This is a genomic window from Roseomonas populi (assembly GCF_024594815.1).
GTDB classification, from domain to species: domain Bacteria; phylum Pseudomonadota; class Alphaproteobacteria; order Acetobacterales; family Acetobacteraceae; genus Roseomonas; species Roseomonas populi.
In genome coordinates this window covers 86,229-108,189 of sequence record NZ_JANJOU010000001.1, presented here as the reverse complement: position 1 = coordinate 108,189, position 21,961 = coordinate 86,229, and the positions used below count along the sequence as shown (strand labels likewise).

20 protein-coding genes and 1 tRNA gene are annotated in these 21,961 nt (G+C 71.6%); 10 read left to right on the top strand and 11 right to left on the bottom strand.

Annotated elements, in window-relative coordinates; all coding sequences use genetic code 11:
• Positions 1-39 precede the first annotated feature (39 nt).
• The 3 genes from NRP21_RS00515 to NRP21_RS00505 all read right to left on the bottom strand — a co-directional run bounded on the left by NRP21_RS00515 (position 40) and on the right by NRP21_RS00505 (position 2,388).
• Positions 40-603 carry a nucleoside 2-deoxyribosyltransferase gene (locus NRP21_RS00515; protein ID WP_257714215.1) on the bottom strand — a complete coding sequence of 188 codons (564 nt, stop codon included), beginning with the start codon at positions 601-603 and terminating at the stop codon, positions 40-42.
• 98 nt (positions 604-701) lie between these two features.
• Positions 702-1,352, bottom strand: a complete 651-nt coding sequence (locus NRP21_RS00510) for a flavin reductase family protein (RefSeq protein ID WP_257714214.1) — start codon at positions 1,350-1,352, stop codon at positions 702-704.
• A 67-nt stretch (positions 1,353-1,419) separates the two neighbouring features.
• Positions 1,420-2,388, bottom strand: a complete 969-nt coding sequence (locus NRP21_RS00505) for a 2-hydroxyacid dehydrogenase (protein ID WP_257714213.1) — start codon at positions 2,386-2,388, stop codon at positions 1,420-1,422.
• 141 nt (positions 2,389-2,529) lie between these two features.
• On the opposite strand from NRP21_RS00505, the gene NRP21_RS00500 reads away from it, so the two are divergent.
• The 5 genes from NRP21_RS00500 (at position 2,530) to NRP21_RS00480 (ending at position 8,197) form a co-directional block, all read left to right on the top strand.
• Entirely contained in the window at positions 2,530-3,318 is a 789-nt protein-coding gene (locus NRP21_RS00500) for an SDR family oxidoreductase (protein ID WP_257714212.1), read from the top strand.
• A gap of 3 nt (positions 3,319-3,321) precedes the next feature.
• Positions 3,322-5,400, top strand: a complete 2,079-nt coding sequence (locus tag NRP21_RS00495; protein ID WP_257714211.1) for a hydantoinase/oxoprolinase family protein — start codon at positions 3,322-3,324, stop codon at positions 5,398-5,400.
• The gene (locus tag NRP21_RS00490) at positions 5,397-7,040 is read left to right on the top strand and encodes a hydantoinase B/oxoprolinase family protein (protein WP_257714210.1); all 1,644 of its coding nucleotides are present in this window, start codon (positions 5,397-5,399) and stop codon (positions 7,038-7,040) included. The genes NRP21_RS00495 and NRP21_RS00490 overlap by 4 nt, the downstream gene beginning before the upstream one ends.
• Positions 7,041-7,057: 17 nt before the next feature.
• Positions 7,058-7,531, top strand: coding sequence for a YaiI/YqxD family protein (locus NRP21_RS00485; protein ID WP_257714209.1), 474 nt, complete (start codon positions 7,058-7,060; stop codon positions 7,529-7,531).
• A 399-nt stretch (positions 7,532-7,930) separates the two neighbouring features.
• The gene (locus tag NRP21_RS00480; protein ID WP_257714208.1) at positions 7,931-8,197 is read left to right on the top strand and encodes a hypothetical protein; all 267 of its coding nucleotides are present in this window, start codon (positions 7,931-7,933) and stop codon (positions 8,195-8,197) included.
• 302 nt (positions 8,198-8,499) lie between these two features.
• Here the strand turns inward: NRP21_RS00480 and NRP21_RS00475 are convergent, their stop codons facing one another.
• Positions 8,500-9,516 carry a hypothetical protein gene (locus NRP21_RS00475; RefSeq protein ID WP_257714207.1) on the bottom strand — a complete coding sequence of 339 codons (1,017 nt, stop codon included), beginning with the start codon at positions 9,514-9,516 and terminating at the stop codon, positions 8,500-8,502.
• A 95-nt stretch (positions 9,517-9,611) separates the two neighbouring features.
• Positions 9,612-10,169, bottom strand: a complete 558-nt coding sequence (locus tag NRP21_RS00470) for an FUSC family protein (RefSeq protein WP_257714206.1) — start codon at positions 10,167-10,169, stop codon at positions 9,612-9,614.
• A gap of 106 nt (positions 10,170-10,275) precedes the next feature.
• Between NRP21_RS00470 and NRP21_RS00465 the strand changes: the two genes are divergently transcribed.
• Positions 10,276-11,727: an N-acyl-D-amino-acid deacylase family protein gene (locus tag NRP21_RS00465; RefSeq protein WP_257714205.1), complete on the top strand. Its 1,452-nt coding sequence runs from the start codon at positions 10,276-10,278 to the stop codon at positions 11,725-11,727.
• Here the strand turns inward: NRP21_RS00465 and NRP21_RS00460 are convergent, their stop codons facing one another.
• Positions 11,728-13,053 carry a cytochrome P450 gene (locus NRP21_RS00460; protein ID WP_257714204.1) on the bottom strand — a complete coding sequence of 442 codons (1,326 nt, stop codon included), beginning with the start codon at positions 13,051-13,053 and terminating at the stop codon, positions 11,728-11,730.
• 203 nt (positions 13,054-13,256) lie between these two features.
• Complete coding sequence (locus NRP21_RS00455) at positions 13,257-13,397, bottom strand: hypothetical protein (RefSeq protein WP_257714203.1); 141 nt, start codon at positions 13,395-13,397, stop codon at positions 13,257-13,259.
• 110 nt (positions 13,398-13,507) lie between these two features.
• On the opposite strand from NRP21_RS00455, the gene NRP21_RS00450 reads away from it, so the two are divergent.
• Positions 13,508-14,413: a LysR substrate-binding domain-containing protein gene (locus NRP21_RS00450; RefSeq protein ID WP_257714202.1), complete on the top strand. Its 906-nt coding sequence runs from the start codon at positions 13,508-13,510 to the stop codon at positions 14,411-14,413.
• A gap of 1 nt (position 14,414) precedes the next feature.
• Here the strand turns inward: NRP21_RS00450 and NRP21_RS00445 are convergent, their stop codons facing one another.
• On the bottom strand, positions 14,415-15,209 hold the full coding sequence (locus NRP21_RS00445) for a lytic transglycosylase domain-containing protein (protein WP_257714201.1): 795 nt from the start codon (positions 15,207-15,209) through the stop codon (positions 14,415-14,417).
• Between the two features lie 236 nt (positions 15,210-15,445).
• Positions 15,446-16,324: an N-formylglutamate amidohydrolase gene (locus NRP21_RS00440; RefSeq protein ID WP_257714200.1), complete on the bottom strand. Its 879-nt coding sequence runs from the start codon at positions 16,322-16,324 to the stop codon at positions 15,446-15,448.
• Positions 16,325-16,476: 152 nt separating this feature from the next.
• On the opposite strand from NRP21_RS00440, the gene NRP21_RS00435 reads away from it, so the two are divergent.
• The 3 genes from NRP21_RS00435 to NRP21_RS00425 all read left to right on the top strand — a co-directional run bounded on the left by NRP21_RS00435 (position 16,477) and on the right by NRP21_RS00425 (position 19,888).
• Positions 16,477-16,551 (top strand) — tRNA-Val (locus NRP21_RS00435).
• Between the two features lie 125 nt (positions 16,552-16,676).
• Entirely contained in the window at positions 16,677-18,635 is a 1,959-nt protein-coding gene (locus NRP21_RS00430) for a hypothetical protein (protein ID WP_257714199.1), read from the top strand.
• Entirely contained in the window at positions 18,635-19,888 is a 1,254-nt protein-coding gene (locus NRP21_RS00425) for a class I SAM-dependent methyltransferase (RefSeq protein WP_257714198.1), read from the top strand. Before NRP21_RS00430 ends, NRP21_RS00425 begins: the two co-directional genes overlap by 1 nt.
• An 18-nt stretch (positions 19,889-19,906) precedes the next feature.
• Here NRP21_RS00425 and lexA read toward each other — a convergent pair whose 3' ends face one another.
• Positions 19,907-20,647, bottom strand: coding sequence for a transcriptional repressor LexA (lexA, locus tag NRP21_RS00420; protein WP_257714197.1), 741 nt, complete (start codon positions 20,645-20,647; stop codon positions 19,907-19,909).
• Between the two features lie 108 nt (positions 20,648-20,755).
• Positions 20,756-21,961, bottom strand: coding sequence for a molybdopterin molybdotransferase MoeA (locus NRP21_RS00415; protein ID WP_257714196.1), 1,206 nt, complete (start codon positions 21,959-21,961; stop codon positions 20,756-20,758).

Genomic DNA, 21,961 nt, shown 5'->3' with positions numbered 1-21,961 from the left:
CTGCGGCGGCGGGGCAAGCCGCTGCGGCGCGAATTCTGCTCAGCGGGCCCGCAGGAGGAGACGCAGGGCCTCCTCGAAGGCGGCCAGGTCGCGCCAGCGCCCTTCCTCCGGCACGGCGCGGGTGACGAGGGGGCCGCCGGAGGCGCGGATCCCGCCGTCGATCATCAGGTTGTCGTGCCGGCCGAAGGCCTCCAGCTGCATGCCCTCCGAATCCTCCCAGCCGCCCTCCGGGCGCGGCCGCCCTGCGGGGCCCAGGAAGGCGCGGGTGCGCTCCTCGAAGGGGAGGACGGTGTTGGCGTAGGCGGCGATAGGGCGGCCAAGGCCGCGCATGAAGCCCAACTCGTACACCGTTCCCGCATCGGCGGAGGGGCCGCGGAACGGGGTGAGGTTGGCGATCAGCGCGTCCGCCCCGCGAATATGGGCCTCGTTGCGGAGGTAGATGGCCAGCCACTCCTCCTCGGCCGCATCCGCCTCAGGGCAGTGGATGTGGTCCGTGGGGAAGATGCCGGTGGCGCCGTGGCGCGCGCAGAGTGCGCGCTTGGCGTCGGCCAGCGCGCCGGCATCCGGCAGGAAGACCTCCGGGCCCGCAAGATAGATCCGCATGGAACAAAACTAGCACAATCGGGCCCGCTGGGCCAGTTTCCCGGGCCGGGCGGGCCGGCGAGCCTGCTGGGGGGCTGCCGGGGTCCTTCGGCGGCGCCTCAGCCCTTGCGGCGGGTCTCCACCTGCTCCGGCGTGACGCGCGGCATGTCGAAGCGGTCCGTGGTGCGTGCGTACCAGCCCCCACCATGCATGCGGCCCACGAGGTTCAGCTTCGGGGTGTCCACGTAGAGGCGGTCCACGTCCAGCATGCACTCGTCCCGCACATGGACGGCCAGAACCTCCCCCAGCACCAGGTTGTGCGTTCCGATCGGGATGGCCTGCCAGAGCCGGCATTCCAGCGCCACCGGGCTCTCCGCGATGCGGGGCGGGCGGATCTTCGCCGATGGGGCGGTGGTGAGGCCTGCCATGGCGATCTCGTCCACCCCCGTAGGGTAATCGGCGCCGGTGACGTTCATGGCCTCGGCCAGCTCCTCGCTGACGAGGCAGACGGTGAACTCCCCGATGGCGCGGATGTTGTCCATCGTGTCCTTCATGTCCGCCACCTCCTCACCGCCCATGCCGCGGGCACCGACGCCGATGCCGACAACGACGGGATCGTTGCTGAAGACGTTGAAGAAGGAGAAGGGGGCGGCGTTGGTCCGGCCCTGTGCGTCCTGCGTGACCATCCAGGCAATGGGGCGGGGGACGATAGTGGAGACCACCAGCTTGTAGCGGTCCTTCTTCTGCAGGGCCGCGAAGTCGAAGAGCATGGCGCGGTGTTTCCTTTGCCGGGCCCGGCTCGTCGGCCCCGGCGATGGATGTGGAAAATCGCCGGGGTCAGGCGACGCGGTGCGGCGGTTCGGCGCCGCGCAGCAGCACGGCGTCCAGGTTGTCGAGGCAGCGGAAGCCCATCGCGTCCCGCGTCTCCACGGTCGCACTGCCGAGATGGGGCAGGAGGGTGACGTTGGGGGCGCTATGGTAGCCCTCGTAGATCGCGGGTTCCCCGGCGAACACGTCCAGCCCCGCGGCGCGCAGGTGGCCGGCCCTCAGCGCCTCGCAGAGCGCCTCGTCGTCCACCGTGGTGCCGCGCCCCGTGTTCACCACGATGGCGCCCCTGGGCAGGGCGGCAATCCGGGCGGCGTTCAGCCAGCCGCTGGTCGCCGCGCCGCCGGGAATGTGCATGGAGAGCACGTCGCAGGCCGCGAGGAAGCTCTCGTCCTCTGCGTGGAAGGTCGCGCCCTCCTCCTCGGCGGGCGCCAGGCGGGCGCGGTTGCGGTAGTGGATCCTCATGCCCATGCCGCGGGCCATGCGGGCCAGTTCCCGCCCGATGCGGCCCATGCCGAGGATGCCCAGGCGCTTGCCTTCCAGCGTCACGCCCATGAGCTGGGTGGGGGCCCAGCCCGTCCATTCCCGCGCGCGCAGCAGGCGCTCCGCCTCGCCCGCGCGGCGGGCACACATGAGGATCAGCAGCATGGCGATCTCGGCCGTGGCCACGCTCAGTACATCCGGCGTGTTCGTCACGGCGATGCCGCGCGCCCTCGCCGCGTCCAGCGCGATGTGGTCCGTGCCGACGGAGAAGGTGGCGATGACCCGTACACCCCCGGGCAGGGCTGCGATGGTTCCCGCGTCGAGCGTATCGCCCGCGGCGCAGAGGATGCCGTCGCATCCCGCGGCGGCGGCGAGCAGGGCCGCGGAATCAAGGGAGCGGTCCGGCCCTTCCGGGCGTCGGACATCGTAGTCCCTGGCGGCCCGGGCCTCCACGGCGGCGGGCAGGGCACGGGTCTGGAGCAGGGTCGGGCGGGGCATGGGCGCAGGATGCCCGCGCGGGCCGGGCTTGCCAAACCTGTTGCGCCCGGGGGCGCGTGAGCGGCCCCTTTCTTGCCGGCCACCTTGCCAGCCAGAGGGGGCCGGTCCAGGGTCCCGGCCCTGAATCGGTTGGAGGTTTCTATGGAACTCGGTCTTCGCGGCAAGCGGGCGCTGGTGATGGGCGCGTCCAAGGGCCTGGGCCGGGCGATCGCCGAGGCCCTGGCGGCCGACGGCGCGGCGCTCGCCATCTCCGGCCGCGACGCGGAGCGGCTGGCGCCGGTCTGCGAGGGGCTGAAGGGCATGGGTGCGCCATCGGCGCAGGCCTTCGCGGCCGATGTCGCCAAGGGCGAGGACATGGACGCCCTCTACGCCGGCGCGCTGAAGGCGCTGGGCGGCGTGGACATCCTCGTGCTGAACCATGGCGGCCCGCCCGCCGGTACGGCGTCCGACCTGACGGAGGAGGCGCTGGAGACCTGGTTCCGGCGCATCGTGCTCTCCCCGATCCGGCTGGCGAACCTGGCCCTGCCGGGGATGCGGGAGCGCAAGTTCGGGCGGATCATCGCGGTCGGCAGCTCCGGCATGATCCAGCCGCTGCCGAACCTCGCTCTGTCGAATGTCCTTCGCGCCAACATCGTGGGCTGGGCGAAGACGCTGGCGGACGAGGTGGGGCCGGACGGGGTGACGGTGAACATCGTCGCGCCCGGCGCCATCCGCACCGACCGCACCTATGAGCTGGCCCAGGCCAATGCGGCCAAGGCGGGCAAGACCGCGGAGCAGGTGATCGAGGAGCGGGAGAAGACCATCCCGATGCGCCGCTACGGCACGCCGGAGGAGTTCGGGCGCACCGCCGCCTTCCTGGCCTCCGAGCCCGGCGGCTACATCACCGGCAGCATCATCAAGATCGATGGCGGCGTGGTGCGGAGCATCTGATCGGTGGCGGACGTGCGGCTGGCCTCCGACATCGGCGGCACTTTCACGGACCTGGCGCTGGAGCGCGCGGACGGGAAGGGCGGTTACGAGCGTTGGACGGCGAAGGTGCTGACCACCCCCGCGGCGCCGGAGAAAGGCGTGCTAGAGGGCATCCGCGCGGTGCTCGCCAAAGCGGGGATGGGGCCGGCCGACGTCTCACTGTTCATCCACGGCACGACGCTGGCGACGAACGCCGTGATCGAGCGCAAGGGCGCGCGGACCGCGCTGCTGACGACGGAGGGGTTCCGCGACGTCCTCGCGCTCGGGAATGAGAGCCGATACGACCAGTACGACCTGAACATCACCCTGCCGCAGCCGCTGGTGCCGCGGCGCTGGCGCCTGCCGGTGCCGGAGCGGCTGGACAATGAGGGGAAGGTCCTGCTGCCGCTGGACACGGGCGCAGTGCGGGAGGCCGTGTCCTTCATGAAGGGCGAGGGCATCGAGAGCCTGGCGATCGGCTTCCTGCACGCCTTCGTCAATCCCGCGCATGAGCGGCAGGCGGCGGAGATCGTGCGGGACCTCTGGCCGGAGCTTCCCGTCTCCCTGTCGAGCGAGGTCTCGCCGGAGATGCGGGAGTGGGAGCGCTTCTCCACGACTGCCGCCAACGCCTACGTCCAGCCGCTGATGATGGGTTACCTGCACCGCCTGCGCGCGGGCGTGGAGGAGGCGGGCTTCACCTGCCCGCTCTACCTCATGCTCTCCGGCGGCGGGCTGACGACGCTGGAGACGGCGGCGCGCTTCCCCATCCGGCTGGTGGAGAGCGGACCGGCGGGCGGTGCCATCTTCTCCGCCTTCGTGGCCCGGCAGAAGGGATGGGACCGGGTGCTGTCCTTCGACATGGGCGGCACCACCGCGAAGGTCTGCCTGATCGACGACTTCGCGCCGCAAACGGCCCGCACCTTCGAGGTGGCGCGGATCGGGCGGTTCAAGAAGGGATCGGGCCTGCCGCTGCGGATACCCGTGATCGAGATGGTGGAGATCGGGGCGGGCGGCGGCTCCATCGCAGCCGTGGACGCGCTCGGCCGCATCCAGGTGGGGCCGGAGAGCGCGGGCGCCGATCCCGGCCCGGCCTGCTACGGGCGCGGCGGGGCTAAGCCGGCGGTGACGGACGCGAACCTGTTGCTGGGGCGCTACGACCCCGCGACATTCGCCGGCGGGGCGATGACGCTGCATCCCGATGCTTCCGCAGCGGCGATGGATTCCGCGCTCGGCACTCTGGGGCTGGAGCCGGCGATGGCGGCGCTGGGCGTGGTGGAGGTGGTGGACGAGAACATGGCCAATGCCGCCCGGGTCCATGCGATCGAGAGCGGCAAGGGCTATGACGGCCGCGCGGTGATCGCCTTCGGGGGCGGCGGGCCGGTGCATGGCTACCGCGTGGCGGAGAAGATTGGGGTGAACAGGCTTCTCGTGCCCTCCGGCGCGGGCGTGGGATCGGCGATCGGCTTCCTGCGCGCGCCGGTGGGCTACGAGGTGGTGCGCAGCCTGTACCAGCGCTTCCGGACCTTTGACGCGGCGGCGGTGAACGCGCTGCTGGAGGAGATGTCGGCCGAGGCGCGGCGCGTGGTGGCGGCCGCGGCCTTCGGTGCGGAACTGGTGGAGCGGCGCATTGCCTACATGCGCTATGTCGGCCAGGGGCACGAGATCGCGGTGGAATTGCCGGTAAAGGCGCTCGCCGCGGCCGACGTGGCCGAGGTGCGCGCGGCCTATGACCGGGAATACGCGGCCTTCTACGACCGGCCCGTGCCGGGGAGCGACGTGGAAATCCTCTCCTTCGCCGTGACGGTGGCGACGGTGGTGGACGCGCCGCCGCCGGTGGCGGAAGTTGATGCGGCGCCCGCGCCGGCGCCGGTCCGCAGCCTGGCGGTGCGTGACACCGCGAAGGGCGAGGTCTCGGACTGGCCGGTCTATGAGCGCGACACCTTCGCGCCGGGGGCGGCGGTGCCCGGGCCCTGTATCGTGGCCGAGGCGGAGACGAGCACGCTGGTGGGGCCGAGCTGGACCTGCCGGATGGATGGCCTCGGATACCTGGAGCTGACGCGATGAACGCTTCGCCCGACGCGCCTCCGCGCGATGCCCTCGCCGCTATCCAGCGGCAGATCCAATGGAACCGCCTGATCGCCGTGGTGGAGGAGCAGGCGCAGATCATGATCCGCACCGCCTTCAGCACCACAGTGCGGGAGGCGGGCGATCTCTCGGCCGGCATCTTCGACCTGCGCGGGCGGATGCTGGCGCAGGCCGTCACGGGCACGCCAGGGCACGTGAACTCCATGATGGAGAGCGTGGGCCACTTCCTCGCGAAGTTCCCGGCGGAGACGATGAAGGCCGGGGACCACTACATCACCAACGATCCCTGGCTGGGCACCGGCCACCTGCACGACCTTACCGTCGTCACGCCCGCCTTCCGCAACGGCATCATCGTCGGCCTTTTCGCCAACACGGCGCATGTCATCGACGTGGGCGGGCTGGGCATGGGGCCAGAGGGGCGTTCCGTGTTCGAGGAGGGGCTCTACATCCCCATCGTGAAGTGCTTCGACCAGGGGCGGGCGAACGAGACCTTCTTCGACATCCTGCGGGCCGGCACCCGCACCCCGGCGGAGCTGGAGGGCGATGTCTATTCCCTCTGCGCCTGCAACGATGCGGGCGCGCGCCGGCTGGTGGAGATGATGGACGAGTTCGGCATGAACTCGCTGGACGAGCTGGCCGAGTCCATCTTCGAGGCCTCCTCCCGCGCCACCCTCGCCGAGATCGCGAAGCTGCCGCGCGGCGAGTTCTCCGCGCAGATCAGCTCGGACGGCTACGAGGCGCCGGTCACGCTCCGGGCGCGCATGACGGTGTCGGAGGACAACATCATCGTCGACTACGCCGGCACCTCCGGCCTGTCCGGGCGCGGCATCAACGTGCCGGCGGCCTACACGCGGGCTTATGCCTGCTTCGGCATCAAGTGCGTGGTGGCGCCGGAGGTTCCGAACAACTGGGCCTCGCTGCTGCCCTTCCGCATGGAGATTCCGGAGGGCTGCATCCTGAACGCGCCGCGGCCCTATCCCGTGGCGGTGCGGCACGTCGTCGGTCAGCTGCTGCCGGACCTGATGATGGGCTGCCTGCACCAGGCGGTGCCGGACCGGGTGACGGCGGAGGGCTCCTCCTGCCTCTGGAACCCGCCCCTCCGCGGCGGCGGGCAGGTCAGCGGCGCGGATGCCGAGTTGCCGGATTTCGAGGTCATTACCTTCAACTCTGGCGGCACCGGGGCCCGCCCGGCGCAGGATGGGCTGGACGGCACCGCCTTCCCCTCCGGCGTGCGGACCATGCCGGTGGAGGCGACCGAGAACGTCGCCCCCGTGATCTTCTGGAAGAAGGAGCTGCGGCCCGGCTCCGGCGGCGCTGGGCGCACGCGCGGCGGGCTCGGGCAGGTCATGGAGATCGGCGGCAAGAACGACGCCGAGTTCGCCGTGAACGCCATCTTCGACCGCGTGGCGAACCCGCCCCGCGGGCGTGACGGCGGCGGAGACGGCGCACCGGGCTGGGTCGGACTGACCGACGGCACGCTGCTGCGGACGAAGGGTTTCCAGGTGGTTCCCAAGGGCAAGCGCCTGCGACTGCTGCTGCCCGGCGGCGGCGGGATGGGGAACCCGGCGGAACGCGATCCTGCGCTTGTGGCGCGGGACGAAGCGGACGGCCTGGTCTGAGCGCGCCCCATATCTTCGTGGACGGGGATGCCTGCCCCGTCCGCGACGAGGTCTTCCGCGTGGCGGGCCGATTGTCCCTGCCCGTCACCGTCGTCTCCAACGGGTCGCGCGGGGTGCGGCTGCCCGAGGGTGTCCGCCGCGTGATCGTGGAGGAGGGCGCGGATGCGGCCGACGACTGGATCGTGGAGGCGATCGGCCCGAACGACATCTGCGTGACGGCCGATATTCCCCTGGCCTCGCGCTGCCTCGCGAAGGGCGCCCTGGCCGTGGCGCCCGCCGGACGCGTGTGGGATTCGGAGAACATCGGCAGCGCGATGGCCGGGCGGGAGATTTCCCGCCACCTGCGCGAGACGGGGATGGAGACGCGGCACGCCGGCTTCACCAACCGGAACCGCTCCCTCTTCCTGGAGGCTCTGGAGCGGACGGTGCAGCAGGCCCGCCGCCCGGCCTCGGCGCAGCCCAGGCCGTTGCCGGACTTCTTCTCGGACTGAGGCGAAGCGGTCAGCGCACCTGCCGCTTCGGGCTTTTCGATCCCGGGGCAACCTGCGCGCGGCGCCTCGTCAGGCCGGCGAGGCCTGCTCCTAAATTCGTGATGTGAATGACGAGAGCCGATCCCAGTTACGCGATGCCGCATCCCGATACATGGCGGATACTCGGTTCAGCATCCCGCATGCGCGTGAAGTAGTCAGGAAGCTGAATGGTATAGCCCCGCCACCGCCCCTTCTGTGACACTTGGATTCAAAGCGCGCGGCGTTCGGCGTAACCGCCGTTACCTATTCAGGTTCGCTATCGGCGTAATGAAATTTTGTCCATCTGGCGGAAATGTGGCGGCCACCTCAATTCGCGGGCGGCGGCGCCATTCCGGCACTGCCAGATACCAGGAGAGATTCATGACTTCCAAGGCCGTCACCCGCGTCCGCCTCATCGCTGCCGCAGCCCTCGTGGCGCCGTTACTGGCTTCCGCCGCTCACGCCATGCAGTCGCAGATGCAGGGGGCGGCTGGTGCCGAGCCCAACCCGGCCTTCACCAGCGTCCTGCCCGGCACCACTGCCGTGGAGCGCAGCACCGGCCCCGCAGTCCTTCAGGGCGGCAGCTCCGGCGGGATGACGCTGCTGGAGCGCAGCGGCGCGACGGGTGGCGGCGGCCAGGGCGCCTGATCGGCTCCGGGGTTCATCCTCTATCCACGCCATGGGGCCTGCCGGGAGATGCCGTTCCCGCAGCTCCCGCCTGGCTGCCGTGAGCGCAGCAAGGATCGCACCCCCTCCCTTCCAGTTACTGAGACACGTCGGCCAGTGACGGTGACACTGGACGGAAGGCGTCAGGGGACGGGGAGTTGGTGGGGATGAGCGGTCTAGGAAGGGAAGCAGGGCTTCCCCTCCCTGGAATGCCCCAAACGGGCGCACGGCCGGCACATTGCCGGCCGCGCGCCGCGGCGGCTCGGAGATCAACCCGGCAGAGTTCAGCCCGGCGGGAAATCCAGGCGGCGCAGGAAGTCCGCCCAGGCCTCGGGCGGCAGCATCCCGCCGGTGGCGCGGGCATGGCCCTGGGCGAAGTTCTCGCCGGCGTTCTCCGGCGCGCGCTCCCGCAGGAAGGCGATCAGGTCGCGGCCATCCGACGAACGGGCGGCGAAGTGGACCCAGCCCTCGCGGTAGCCGGTGTTGGCGCAGATCACGACCTTCCCGCGCAGCCTGGAAACCCAGGACTGCGCGACCAGGGGATGCACCTGGCAGGGCGTGTGGATGCGGATCAGCGCGACCTCGCCCACCACTTTCGGCGGCGTGCGCCGGGCAGCGTCCAGCGCCGCGCGAACCTCCTCCCGCGCCGCGGCCAGGATCGCGGTTTCCGGCTGGGAACCGTCGATCACCTCGCGCGGACTGGCCGCGCGCAGCAGCAGGGCGAGGGCGGGGGAGGCGTCGCCCGATGCTGCACGGCGCGGCGCGTTCAGCAGGGCCACGGCTTCCTTCAGCACGCCAATCCCGTGGCGCTTGCGGGCATCCGCCAGCTCTGGGAAGGGAGCCTTGTCGCCGAAATCGCCGAGGATGCCGATGGCGGCCAGCCAGGGATCCTCCCCGCCCACGCACCAGTGGGCGATGAGGGCGGAGGAGGGCTGCGGCTCCGTATCGTGGCCGGCGATGACGGTTACGTCTTCGGCGGCCCCGGTCGTGCCCGAGATGGGCACGTGGTGATCCAGCACGGCGGTCGGCAGGCCGGGCAGCACCGCTTCCGCCCGCGTGCCGAGGTCGGCGACGAGGAGGCCGCCCGGGTCGCGGGCCCGGACCTCCGCCGCCGTCTCCTCCGTCCAGGCACCCTCTCCCCGGCCGATCACGCGCGCCGCGGCGCCGGGCAGGGCACGGGCCAGGATGGCCCCGGCCGCCAGCCCGTCCGCGTCGTGGTGGCAGAGGACCAGGGGCGGGCGGGCGGGATCGAAGCGGCGCAGGGCGGCTTCGAAGGCGGCCCGTGCCTCGGCGGGCGTCATGCGGTGGCGCCTGGGCGGGGGAGGGGCATGGGCGGGTCCTGACCGGGTGTGCCGGCGGGAACGGCCCTCGGCGGCGCGGGGTTGCCGCGCCCGGTTCAGCGCTTCTCCAGCCGGGTCGCCGCCCAGGCCAGTGTCACCCCGACCAGCGCGCCCCAGCCCACCTCGGTGACGCGGGAGAAGAGCATGTGCGCCGGCGTGCCGGTGTGCGGCACCAGCAGGATGATGGTGGCCGTGATGGCCGACAGCCGGCTGGCCGAGGCGACGTTGGCCAGCCAGCAGACGATCACTGCCAGCACGACGGCCAGCAGGTAGCTCACGAATTCCTGCCCGACCGTCAGCACCACGGCCACGCCTACCACGCCGCCGATGCTGGCGCCCAGGAACTGGTCCCGTCCGGCGCCCCGCGCCGCGCCCCACTCGTTCTGCACCACCGCGATGGCGGTGATGGCGCCCCAGAAGCCCTCCCGCAGGCTCAGGGCCTGGGTGGGCAGGTAGGCGATCGCCGCACCCGCTGCGGAAAGTGCCGCCTGGCGCAGCCCGCCACGCAGGCGGTCCGTGGCCGGCAGGGTCTTGCTCAGCCGTGCCAGCCGGTCGCCCAGGCGGTCGATGCGCCCGGGAAGCGCGGCGGCCTGCCTTTCCTCCTTGCCTGTCATGCGGGCAGGCTGCGCCACCGGCCCGGCAGGGTCCAGCGGCTCTGGATAAAGCTTTCGCGGGGGATCATGATCGCCCCCATTCCACCCGACAGGACACGGTGCCCGCATGGCCCTGCGCTGCGACACGATCATCCGCGACGCCACCCTCTTTGACGGCACGGGCGCGCCGCGGCGTGTGGGGGATGTCGGTTTGCGGGGCGACCGCATCGTGGGCCTGGGCGACCTCGGCGGCGCCACGGCGGACCGGGAGGTGATCGCCACGGGCAAGGCCGTGGCGCCGGGCTTCATCGACAGCCACACGCATGACGACCGCGCCGTGCTCTGCGGCCCGGAGTGCACGACCTGCAAGACCAGCCAGGGCGTGACGACGGTCGTCGTCGGGAACTGCGGCGTCAGCCTCGCGCCCGCGCGCTTCACCACGCGCCCCGTGCCCCCGCTGGACCTGCTGGGCGAGGAGAGCTGGTACACCTTCGAGAGCTTCGGCGACTACGCGCACGCCCTGAAGACGCAGGGCAGCGAGGTGAACACCTACGCCTTCGTCGGCCACCAGACGCTGCGCGCCCGCACCATGAACAACGACGTGTACCGCCAGGCGAAGGACGCCGAGATCGCGCGGATGCACGACTTGGTGAAGCAATCCATGGGAGAGGGGGCGAGCGGCTTCTCCACCGGCCTCTACTACCCGCCCAACGCGCAGGCGACGACAGAGGAGGTGATCGCGGTGGCGGAGGCGATCCGGCCCTTCGGCGGCCTCTACTGCACCCACATGCGCGACGAGGCGGACCGCATCCTCGGCTCCATCGAGGAGACGGCGAAGATCGGCAAGCGCGCCGGCATCTCCGTCCATATCAGCCACCACAAGTGCTCCATGCCCGAGAACTACGGGCGCTCCACTCAGACGCTGCCGCTGATCGCGGAGTTCGCGCGCACGCAGGCCGTGAGCTACGACGTCTATCCTTATCCCGCCGGCTCCACGGTGCTGATGCCGGACAAGCTGCGGGACGACGTGGAGACGATGGTCACCTGGTCGATCCCGCACCCGGAGATGGCGGGGAAGTACATCAAGGACATCGCGCGCGGCTGGAACACGGACATCAGGTCCGCCGCCGCGCGGCTGCTGCCGGCGGGGCAGGTGACCTGGCAGATGGACGAGGAGGATGTGCGCCGGATCATGGCGCACCCCATGTCCATCATCGGCTCGGACGGCATCCCGCACGACGCGCACCCGCATCCCCGCCTCTGGGGCACCTTCCCGCGCGTACTCGGCCACTACGTGCGCGACGTACGCCTGTTCAGCCTGGAGACCGCCGTCCACAAGATGACGGGCAAGGCGGCCGAGACCTTCGGCATGGTGGATCGCGGCGTGCTGCGAGAGGGCGCCTACGCCGATATCGTCCTCTTCGATCCGCACACCGTGCGCGACCGCGCCACCTTCGAGAACCCCAAGCAGCTCAGCGAGGGGATCGAGGAGGTGTGGTGCAACGGCCTTCCCACCTACGTCGCCGCGATAGGCGCGACGGGGGAGAAGCCGGGGCGGCTGGTGACGCGGAATCGCTGATCACCTCGGGCTGAAGCGCAGCCCGTAGGCGCTCAGCGTTGCGGGCAGGGGCTGATCGGGGCCAACGCCTTCCAGGTCCTTCGGCGCGAAGCCCCGCCGCAGCAGCGCCGCCAGGAGGGCGCTGGAAAGGGTCAGCGCGAGGTGGCGGCCAGGGCAGCGGGCCGGGCCGTCGCTGAAGGGGACCAGCCCGGCCCGCTCCGGCGTGCCCTCCAGCCAGGGTTCGGGCGCGAAGCGGTCGGCCTGGGGCAGGCGCGCGGCGTCGCGGTGCAGGAAGGGGGCGTAGATGATGACTCCCGTGCCCCTGGCGATGGTGCCGCCCTCACAGGCAACGTCCTCCGTCGCCTGGCGCAGGATCACGGGCGTGGTGGGCCAGAGGCGCAGCGTGTCGAGGATGCAGGCCCGCAGGTAGGGCAAGTCCGGCTTTCCGTCCGCGATCTCCTGCATCGCCCGATCCCGCGCCACCGGATGCGTGCCGAGCACCGCGAGGGTGCGGAAGGTGGCTCGGGCCGGGCCGTCCAGCGCGAAGAGCCATTGCGGCACCTGATGCAGCGGGTCCGTGCCCGGTTGAGCCGGCATGCGCGCGATCACCTCGGCGATGCTGCCCGGCTCCGCCCGGTCGAGATGCGTGGCCAGCCGCTCCTCGAACCGCGCGCGCAGGCGCCGGCGGCGGGGGAACAGGAAGGCCCAGTTCGCGTCAGCCCGCAGACGGGCCAGCATGTCCGTAAGCGCGTGGTCCTCCCGCGCCTCGTCCCCGAACATGACGCGCCGACCCATGCGCCACCAGGCGGCGGCGAAGCGAGGCCAGTCCAGCTCGCCGGCCGCCTTCGCCTCATCGGCCAGGGCAGCGGCCTCCTCCTCCACCACGGCGATGAAGCGCGGCGCGAGGTGGTGCAGCGGGCAGGGCGTCTCCAGGACCGCCTCGTTGAAGGGGCGCCGCAGGGCGCGCCCGCGCTCGCCGGAGATGAGCAGGCCGTGCGGCTCGAAATGGTTGAGGGCGGAGCGCTTCTCGTCGCTCGCCGGGGTGAAGGGCGTGGGGGCGGCCGCGAGGATGCGGCTGGCATGATCCGCCGAGAGGACCAGCGCGTAGGGATGCAGGGGCACGGGCAGCAGCAGGGGGCCCGGGCCGTGGCGGTCCCGCAGGCGTTGCACGATGCCGACGGCGCGCTTGTCCAACTTCAGCCGCTGCGCCAGGTCCACCGCCGGAGGGCGGCGCAGGATCACGCCCTTGCCGAGCAGCGGCAGCACCACGCCGGAGAGGAAGGTGAGCGTCTCCCGCAAGCTGGCCCGGGGGAGGGACGAAGAACGCGTGGTGGCGTGGGCTGGCATGGTTCGTCCGCGCTGTTCCGATCCCCGGCCAGCGCATCAGGATAGGAGGGGTTTCGCCGTCTTAACCCCGGTTAGGCCGGCATGGAGACAGGTTCAGCCCGACGGGTCCTCCCGCCGCGCGGCAGTTACGGCAGGCATCCGGAACGACTGGGTTTGCCGTCGCGCGGGCCTCAACCTCGGGAAGGGCATCGCGAAGGGCGAGGTCAGCCCTCCGTCCGGCGTGCCGCGACGAGCTGGATCAGCAATCGAAGCGCCGCGCGGCCGGCCGGGGTCATCGCCTTGCGCCGACGTCCGGTGTTCCGCCGCGTTGGCGCCGCGTGTCCTTCGTCGATGTCCTTACGCACGGTGATCTCCCTTCTTGCCGGCTGGCCACGGCGCGAAGATCACGCATGAGGGAGATAATGACCAATATAGTTCTATTCCAGAATTCATAGGAATCGCTTATGCCTACCTCATGTCCCTGGCTGGCCTTTCCCTTCGCGATCTCGAATACCTCCTGGCCGTTGCCGACCACCGCCACTTTGGCCGCGCGGCAGAGAGCTGCGGCGTGTCCCAGCCCGCCCTCTCGGCCCAGATCCGCAAGTTGGAAGGCCTGCTCGGCCTTTCCGTCTTCGAGCGGCTGCCCGGCCGCGTGCTGGTGACCGCGCGCGGGGAGGTCGTACTGGCCCGTGCCGCCGTGGTGGTGCGGGAAGCCCGGGCGCTGCTGCTGGCCGCGCGGGCCGAGGAGGCGCCACTGGCCGGGCCCTTCCGCCTGGGCGCCATCCCCACTCTCGGCCCCTACCTGCTTCCCCGGGTGCTGCGGCCGTTGCGGGAGGCCTTTCCCGCCACGCGCCCCGTCCTGAGCGAGGTGCGCACCGCCGAGCTGCGCGAATCGCTGAAGGCGGGCCTGCTGGACGCGGCACTTTGCTGTGCCGGGCCGCCCGACCCGGCGCTGCGGGCCCTGCCGCTCTTCCTGGAGCCCTTCCTGCTGATGCAGCCCCCGGGGTGGGCATCCGGCGCCCCGTCCGGAATGCCGGAGGAGGGCGAGTTGCTGCTGCTGGAGGAGGGCCACTGCCTGCGGGACCAGGCGCTGGCGGCCTGCGGCATCGGAACCCCGCCGGGCGCGCGGCACGCGACAGGGCTGGAGATGCTGCGTCACATGGTGGCGGCGGGAGAGGGGGCCTCCCTCATGCCGGCGATGGCAGCCGCGGCGCTCGGGCCGATGGAGGGCCTGGTGGAGTACGCGCCCCTGCCGGCCGGGGTTGGGCGCGAGGTCGTCCTGCTCGTCCGCGCCTCCGACCCGCGCACGGAGGTCCTGGACGAGTTGGCGGGGGTGATCCGCGGCGCGGTGCCGCTGATGGAGGCGCCCGCCACCCCGTGATTCAGCCCCGCACCCCCGGCAGGCCGCGCAGCGGCATCGGCGCGATGCGGCTGGCCAGCGGGATGGCCATGGCGCGATAGGCGTCCAGCCCGCGCCCCCGCTCGCCGCCGTCGGTGCCGACGCTGCGGAGGACCGTTGGCGGCGGGGCGCTGCGAATGCTCATGCCGGGAGTGGCGGCCGAGGCCACGGGAAAGCGGGCCGCGCCGGGCTGGTTCGACCAGCCGGGCTGGTGTGACCAGCCGGGCTGCCAGGCCGGGGCGGTGCCGGCCTGCCGCTGCTCCTCCGGCCAGCGCAGCGCCACCTGGGCGCGGTAGGCCTCCGCCCGGCCAGGGGTCTGGCTGTGATAGTGGCCCGCCGCCACCATCCAGTCGCCGCTGGCCGCCTGCAGTCTCTGGAGGAAGCGTGCGGCGTAGCGGGCATTGGTCAGGGGATCGAAGCCATCCTCGATGGAAGCGAAGGCGTCAAGGTGGTGGTGCAGGTTGATCTGCATGCAGCCGATGTCGATCAGCCGCATGCCCCCGGCACGAAGCTGCCGGACCTCGGCAACCGCTTCCGCCTTGGAGGAGAAGAATTTGCCGGTCCCCTCCGCGTTCATGGTCCACGGCCAGGGGCCGCTCTCGCCCGTGGCAGGGTCGCGGCGCCCGGATTCCACGCGGCCGATAGCCGCCAGGAGGCCGGCCGGAAGCCCATATTCCCGCTCCGCCGCAGCGATGGCGGCACGGCAGAGCGCCGTGGGAGAGGGCTGGGCCACGGCCAGCCCGGGAAGCAGGACGAGGATCAGGGCGAGGAGGCGCATGGCCCTGCCTGCTCAAGCCTCGTGCCACCTCCATCCAGAGGCGGCTATCTCATTTCCGTGATGCTGCGATGCAAAATAGGACTTGCGCAACCAGTGGTGCACCACTACGTTGTGCATCGCAGCAACGCGATGTTGTCGCGTTGTTGTCTTTCTTGGACGTTTCCTCCCTAAACTCGGCGGTGCCTCTGGCACCGCCTTTTTTTTGCCCGCGCGCTGGCCCCGGCCCGGGCGGTGCGTCAGGGGCGCAGGAAGGACCAGTCCTCGGCCACCAACCGGGCCAGCAGCCGTTCCATGTCGGCGCTCAGCAGGGCGAGGCCGGGGAGGCGCTGGATCCGCCGCTCGTCCATGTAGAGGCTGCGGGCGATCTCCAGCTGGATCACGTGCACGCCCTCTCGCGGGCGGCCGTAGTGGCGGGTGACGTATCCGCCGGCATAAGGGTCGTTCCGCCGGTGCCGGTAGCCCATGGCCGAGAGCGCCTCCTCCATCATCCGCGTCGCGCGCGGGGCGGCGGCGGTGCCGTGCGCATCCCCGAGAATCATGTCCGCCGAGCGCCCTCCCTCCCCGGGGATGGTGGGCATGGAGTGGCAGTCGATCAGGAGGCAGGTGCCGAAGCGCCGCACCGTCTCCGCGATCAGCCCGTTCAGCGCGGCGTGGTAGGGCTCCCACAGGGCGCGGATGCGGTCCGCCGCCTCGTCGAAGGAGAGGCGGCGGCGGTACACGGGCTCGCCGCTCGCCACCACCCGGGCGATCGTGCCCAGCCCGGCGCCGACGCGCGGCGAGGCGCTGTTGACGAAGTCCGGCAGCGGCCCGTCGAACATGCCGGGGTCCAGTTCCCACGGCTCGCGGTTCGCGTCGCAGTAGACGCGCGGGAAGGTGGCGGCGAGGAGCGGGATACCGAGCGCCGGGGCACCGGCGAAGATCTCCTCCACGAAGCCGTCCTCGGAGCGGCGGAGGGCGACCGAATCCAGCCGGCTCTCCGCAAGGAAGGCGGCGGGGTAGTGCCGGCCCGAGTGCGGGGAGGCGAGGACGATCGGCGCGGCCTGGGTCTCCGGCCGGCTGAGCTGGAAGGGAGGGGGGGCGTCGGCCTCGAGCGCGGCCTGGATCGGTAGGTCCATCTGCACCTGAATCACCACAGCCGGAGGCGGCTGTCACGCGCGATGCTGCGCGGCGGCCTATTCTGCCGCCCCTTCGGGCTTGCCGTGCGGCGGGGGCCACGCTAAACGGGCCGCCACGCCGCGCCCGTTCGGGGGCGGCAGACCCGGCGGATGGGCGCATAGCTCAGCGGGAGAGCACCACCTTGACACGGTGGGGGTCACAGGTTCAATCCCTGTTGCGCCCACCATCCGCCTCCTAACCCATGTAATCGTTGCTGATTTTTGGTCTTGCCGGTTGCGCCGGCGGCTTGCGGCCATGGGTTTTTCATCTCTTTCGGGTTACATCCTGTCCAGCCCCATCCAGGCTAGGCCAGTGCTGACGACAGACCCGATTCCCTACGCCGCCTTCATCGTGCGCCATCTCCTGCACCCCGTCGGGCCCCGCTTCGGGAACCGTCATGCCGTGGCGGAAACCGAGGAGATGATGGACGGGGACCGCTGGTTCTGGTCCGACGACAACGCGAAGGTCCTGGAGTTCCTCTCCCTCCCGCCGGTCTGGTGGGCCTTCCCTGAGGCGGTGGACGCGACCTTCGGATTCCTGCGGGACCTCTGCCGCGGCCCCTACGTGTACCGCCGCCTCGGCCAGGCCCGGCTGGACGCGGTGGAGAACGATGGCGCGCGGGCCCGCTTCGTCCACAGCCTCATGGACATCACCTGCGACCTGCCGGCGGGCGTGGTCACGGTCGGCGTCCGCTTCCACGACGGGCGGACGGCACGCAACGTCATGCTGACGGGCAACTACGTGCGGTTCGACTACGGCGGTGTGGGCTACACGCTGGACGTGGAGGACGCCATCGATGCCTGGGAGATCCGGCACCGCGGCGATTCGCTGGAGCTAACCCACGCGAGCGAGCTGCGCTTCGTCCATGAGGGGCGGAACCTACGCCTCGGGCGTCTCGCCTACACCTACCGCTTCGATGCGCGCACAACCGTCTTCCGGGCGGAGGCGGCGCTCGACCTCGATCCCGGCGTGACCGTCTCCGACCTCGTGCTGACGATCTCGGCGGACCAGCTGACCCATGGCGAGCTGGGCATGACCTACAACGCCGTGCGCGCCCGGCGCCCGGGCGCTGCGCCGTTGACGGTGAGCGTCTCGGAACCCGCCCAGGGGCTGCTGCCCCTCTCCGGCGCGCCCTACTGGTCCCTCTCGCGGGACCGGTTCATGCGCGGCTTCTCACCCGCCATCCACTCCATGCCCCGCGAGCCCGGGCGGTTCTCCGCACTGAACATCGTCGCGCAGGAGGAAGGGAACCTGCACTGGGTGGCCGCCGAGCACGCCTTCCCCGGCGATCGCTGCGGCGAACGGGTTTCTGTGGAGGAGACGAAGCTTCTCACCTCCGGCGGCTTCTACGACCGGGTGGACGACATGGCCGCCATCATGGCGGCCGAGGCTGCGGGCCCGCCGAGCCAGCCCATCGACCTCTCCCTCTCCTACGACTACGGCGTGGAGCTCGCCGCCTTCGCGCGGCGAGCCCGCATGCTGGCCCGCGCGGGGGAAGGGGCGAAGCCGATGGTCGAGGAGGCGCTGGGGATGCACGACCAGCTTCTCGCCGCCTATGAGGAGAACATGCTCCGCCCGGCGGAGACGGACCCGCGTGCGATCTTCTCCCGCCCGCTCTCCTTCGTGGTGATGGGACTGGTGGACGCGCTGGCCGTCACGGGCTCGCCCCGCCACCGGGAGGCACTGCGGCGGGCGGTGGACGTGCTGCTTACGTTCGAGCAGCCCGCGAAGGACATGATCGGCAAGCCCGTTTCCGTCTTCCCCATGGGGAAGGGCGAGCCGGCCTACCTGGACTGCCACGCGGCCGCGGTGCTGGCCCTGGCCCGCGCCGCCTCGGCCATCGACGACCCGCGCATCGCGCCCGCGCTGGATCACGCGCTCAGCGCCTTCGCCATCGGCACCCACGCCGTCGATCTCGGCGGCCCGGTGAAGCAGGACGGGGTGGTCGTGGACGTGGCGGACGAGAAGGGGAACCGCCACACCCATGGCAGCTTCTGGAACTACTCCGCCGGCCTGTCCCTGCGCGGCTTCGCGGTGCTGCGCCGCTCCCCGAAGCCTGAGATAAGGGAGGTGCTGGCGCGCCACGGGGACCGGATAGAACTTTTCGAGACCCTGATGCGCCGCCAGGTCGCCCGCTCCATCCGCCCGCGCGAGGAGGCGCTGGAGATCCGCACCTCCGTCCCGTCCGGCGAATCGAATTCCGAGACGCAGCCCTGGGTGGCCATGGGCATCATCGACGACCCCTGCGACGACGGGCCGGAGAACCTCTGATGCGCGTGCTGCGGAGTCTGGAGGAGCTGGACGAGGCGCTCGCGGAGTGCGACCGGGCGGAGAGGATCTCCGACGACGCCATGCGCGTCGTCTTCGGCACCTTCCGGATCGACCCGCCCGCCGGAATGCCAGAGGACCCCTTCTCGGACGCCTATCGCGAGGCGCAGATGGGCATCTACGCCACCATCGCCGGGCGCGGCTACGCGCTGGAGAACGAGGCGACGCCGCTGGACGTGGATGCCGCGCTGCGCCGGCCCTTCCCCTACTCGACGGGCAGCGGCACCACGGCGGGCGAGCACCTGATGGGCATCGGCTTCGCCCTGCGCGCCATGGCCCTGCCGCCCGGGTCCCGCGTGCTGGAATTCGGCCCGGGCTGGGGCAACACCACGCTGGAGCTGGCCCGGCTGGGCCACCACGTCACCTGCGTGGATGTGGAGCCGCGCTTCTGCGAGCTGATTCGTCGCCGTGCCGAGCGCGAGGGCCTCTCCATCGAAGTGGTCCACGACGACTTCTTCTGGGCCGAGCGCAGCGGCGCGACCTTCGACGCCGTGCTCTTCTTCGAGTGCTTCCACCACTGCGCCGACCACCTGCGCCTGCTGAGGGCGCTGCAGGCGCGCGTGGCGGAAGGGGGACGGCTCTTCTTCGGCGGGGAGCCCATCACCGCCGACTTTCCCCAGCCCTGGGGTGTCCGGCTGGACGGCAACTCGCTCTGGGCAATCCGAAAGAACGGCTGGCTGGAGCTGGGCTTCCACGAGGACTACTTCCAGCGCGCCCTGGCCCGTGCGGGCTGGTCCGGCCGCCGCATCCCCTGCGCCGACCCGTCCTGGGCCACGGTGTGGGAAGCCCGCCGCCTGACGAGGACGGCCCTGCACCTCCCCGCCACCGACGAGCGGGTGCACACAGCGGTCGGCCGGCGGGAGAACGGGGCGATCGTGCTGGATGGGAGGGCCGGGACAGGCCTTTTCGGCCCCTACCTGCCCCTCGCGCGCGGGGGCTGGACGGCGCGGCTGCGCTTCCGGCCAGGCGCGCCCGCCATGGGGGGCGCGGTCATGGACATTTCAACCGGGAATGGCGCTTCCCGCATCGCCGCGCGCGCGGTGCAGGGCGAGGCCCTGATCGCCGAGGGCTGGACCGCCTCGCTGCCCTTCACCGCGGCCGAAGACCTGATCGGCGTGGAGGTGCGGCTGTTCTGCGAGGCGGGGTTCGCGGCGGTGCTGGACGGGGTGGAACTGGTGCCGGAGGAGGGGGGCTGACGCAGCCCCCACCCGCGTTCAGTGGTAGCGGCGCACCAGCCCGATAAGCCGGCCCTGCACCTTCACGCGGTCCGGCCCGAAGATCCGGGTCTCGAAGCGCGGGTTCGCGGCCTCGAGCGCGATGGAGTTGCCGCGACGGCGCAGCCGCTTCAGCGTCACCTCGTTCTCGTCCACTAGGGCCACCACGATGGAGCCGTTATCGGCCGTGTCGCCGCGGCGGATAATGACCGTGTCGCCGTCCAGGATGCCGGCCTCGATCATCGAATCGCCGGAAACCTCCAGCGCGTAGTGCTCGCCGCCGCCAAGCATCGCGGCGGGAACCTCAACGCTCTCGCCCATGTCCCGTAGCGCCTCGATGGGCAGGCCGGCGGCGATGCGGCCATAGAGGGGAAGGTGGACGGCGGCGGCATCGTTGGCGGTGCGAACCGCGCCCGGCAGGTTGGGCGCGAAGTTGCCGCGGATGACGTTCGGTGCGAAGGACGGGGCCGCGGCCAGGGCGGGCTGGGGCACCGCCTGCGCGGGCTGGGCGGCACGGGGCGAGAGGCTCTCCGGCACGCGCAGCACCTCCAGGGCGCGGGCGCGGTGGGCGCGGCGCTTCAGGAAGCCGCGCTCCTCCAGCGCCGTGATCAGGCGGTGGATGCCAGACTTCGACTTCAGGTTCAGCGCCTCCTTCATCTCTTCGAAGGAGGGTGAGAAGCCGGTATCCCGCAGGTGCTTGTCGATGAAGGTGAGCAGCTCATGCTGCTTGCGGGTGAGCATGGTCCGGGCGTCTCCCTGGGGGCGAGGGCTTGGGTTGTCCGCACGAACAAACGGGCAACCCCGCCGGAAGTTCTATGAAAGTTCTCCCGCGTCGGTCAATGCCGCTCCTCAGACGCCGAGCGAGGAAAGCTCCACAATTTCCACTGCCGTGCCGGCCGGGGCGGCCGGGGCATGGGGCGGGCGGATCACCAGCGCCCCGGCCCGGGCGAGAGCCGCGAGCATGGAACTGTCCTGCAGGGGGAGGGGGCTCACGGTGAGGGCACCGTCGGGACCACGGGTGATTTCGGCGCGCACATAGTCCTGGCGTCGGTCGTTCGCGCCCATCTCGCGGCCCAACAGAGCGGTGCGGGTCTCCACCGGGCCGGCGGGCAGGCCCGAAAGCCGCCGCAGGGCCGGGATCAGGAAGATCACCGCACAGACCAGGGCCGAGACGGGATTGCCCGGCAGGCCGAGCATCGGGGTGCCGCGCAGGTCGCCCCAGATCAGCGGCTTGCCCGGCCGCATGGCGATCTTCCAGAAATCCAGCGAGAAGCCTTGGGGCCCGAGGGCGGACTGAACGAGATCATGCTCGCCCACGCTGGCGCCGCCCGTGGTCAGCAGAAGGTCGCATCGGGCCGCCGCGGCCGCGGCCTCGGCGATCGCGTCCCGGTCGTCGGCGGCGATCGGCAGCACCACCGGCTCCCCGCCGGAGGCGCGGACCAGCGCCGCCAGGGCATGGGCGTTGGAGGAGACGATTCCGCCCGGCGGGATCGGCTCGCCGGGCAGGGCGATCTCATCCCCGGTGGCGAGGATGCCGATCCGGGGGCGGCGATGGACGTGCAGCCAGGGGTGGTTCGCCGCGGCGGCCAGGCCAATGTCGCGGGCGGTCAGCCGGCGGCCCGCCTCCAGCACCGTCCCGCCAGCGGCGAAGTCCAGCCCGGCGCGGCGGATGTGGCGGCCCTCCCGCACGGCCTCGGTCGGGGTCACGAAGCCGTCCCCGGCCGTCGCGTCCTCCTGCAGCAGGATGGAATCCGCACCCGGGGGCACGGCGCCGCCGGTGAAGATCCGCACGGCCTCACCGGGGCCGACCGTGCCGCCGAAGGGGTGCCCGGCCGGGGCGCTGCCGATCACGCGCAGCCTGCCCCCCACCGCGCCATCCGCCGCCCGCAGCGCGTAGCCGTCCATGGCGGAGACGTCCGCGGGCGGCTGGGTCACGCGGGCGAGGACGGGGCGCGCGAGGACCCGCCCCCAGCCCTCGGGCAGGGAGACGGTCTCGGCGGGGGTGGGAGAGAGGGCGGAAAGGATGCGCTCCAGCGCCTCGGCGACGGGGATCAC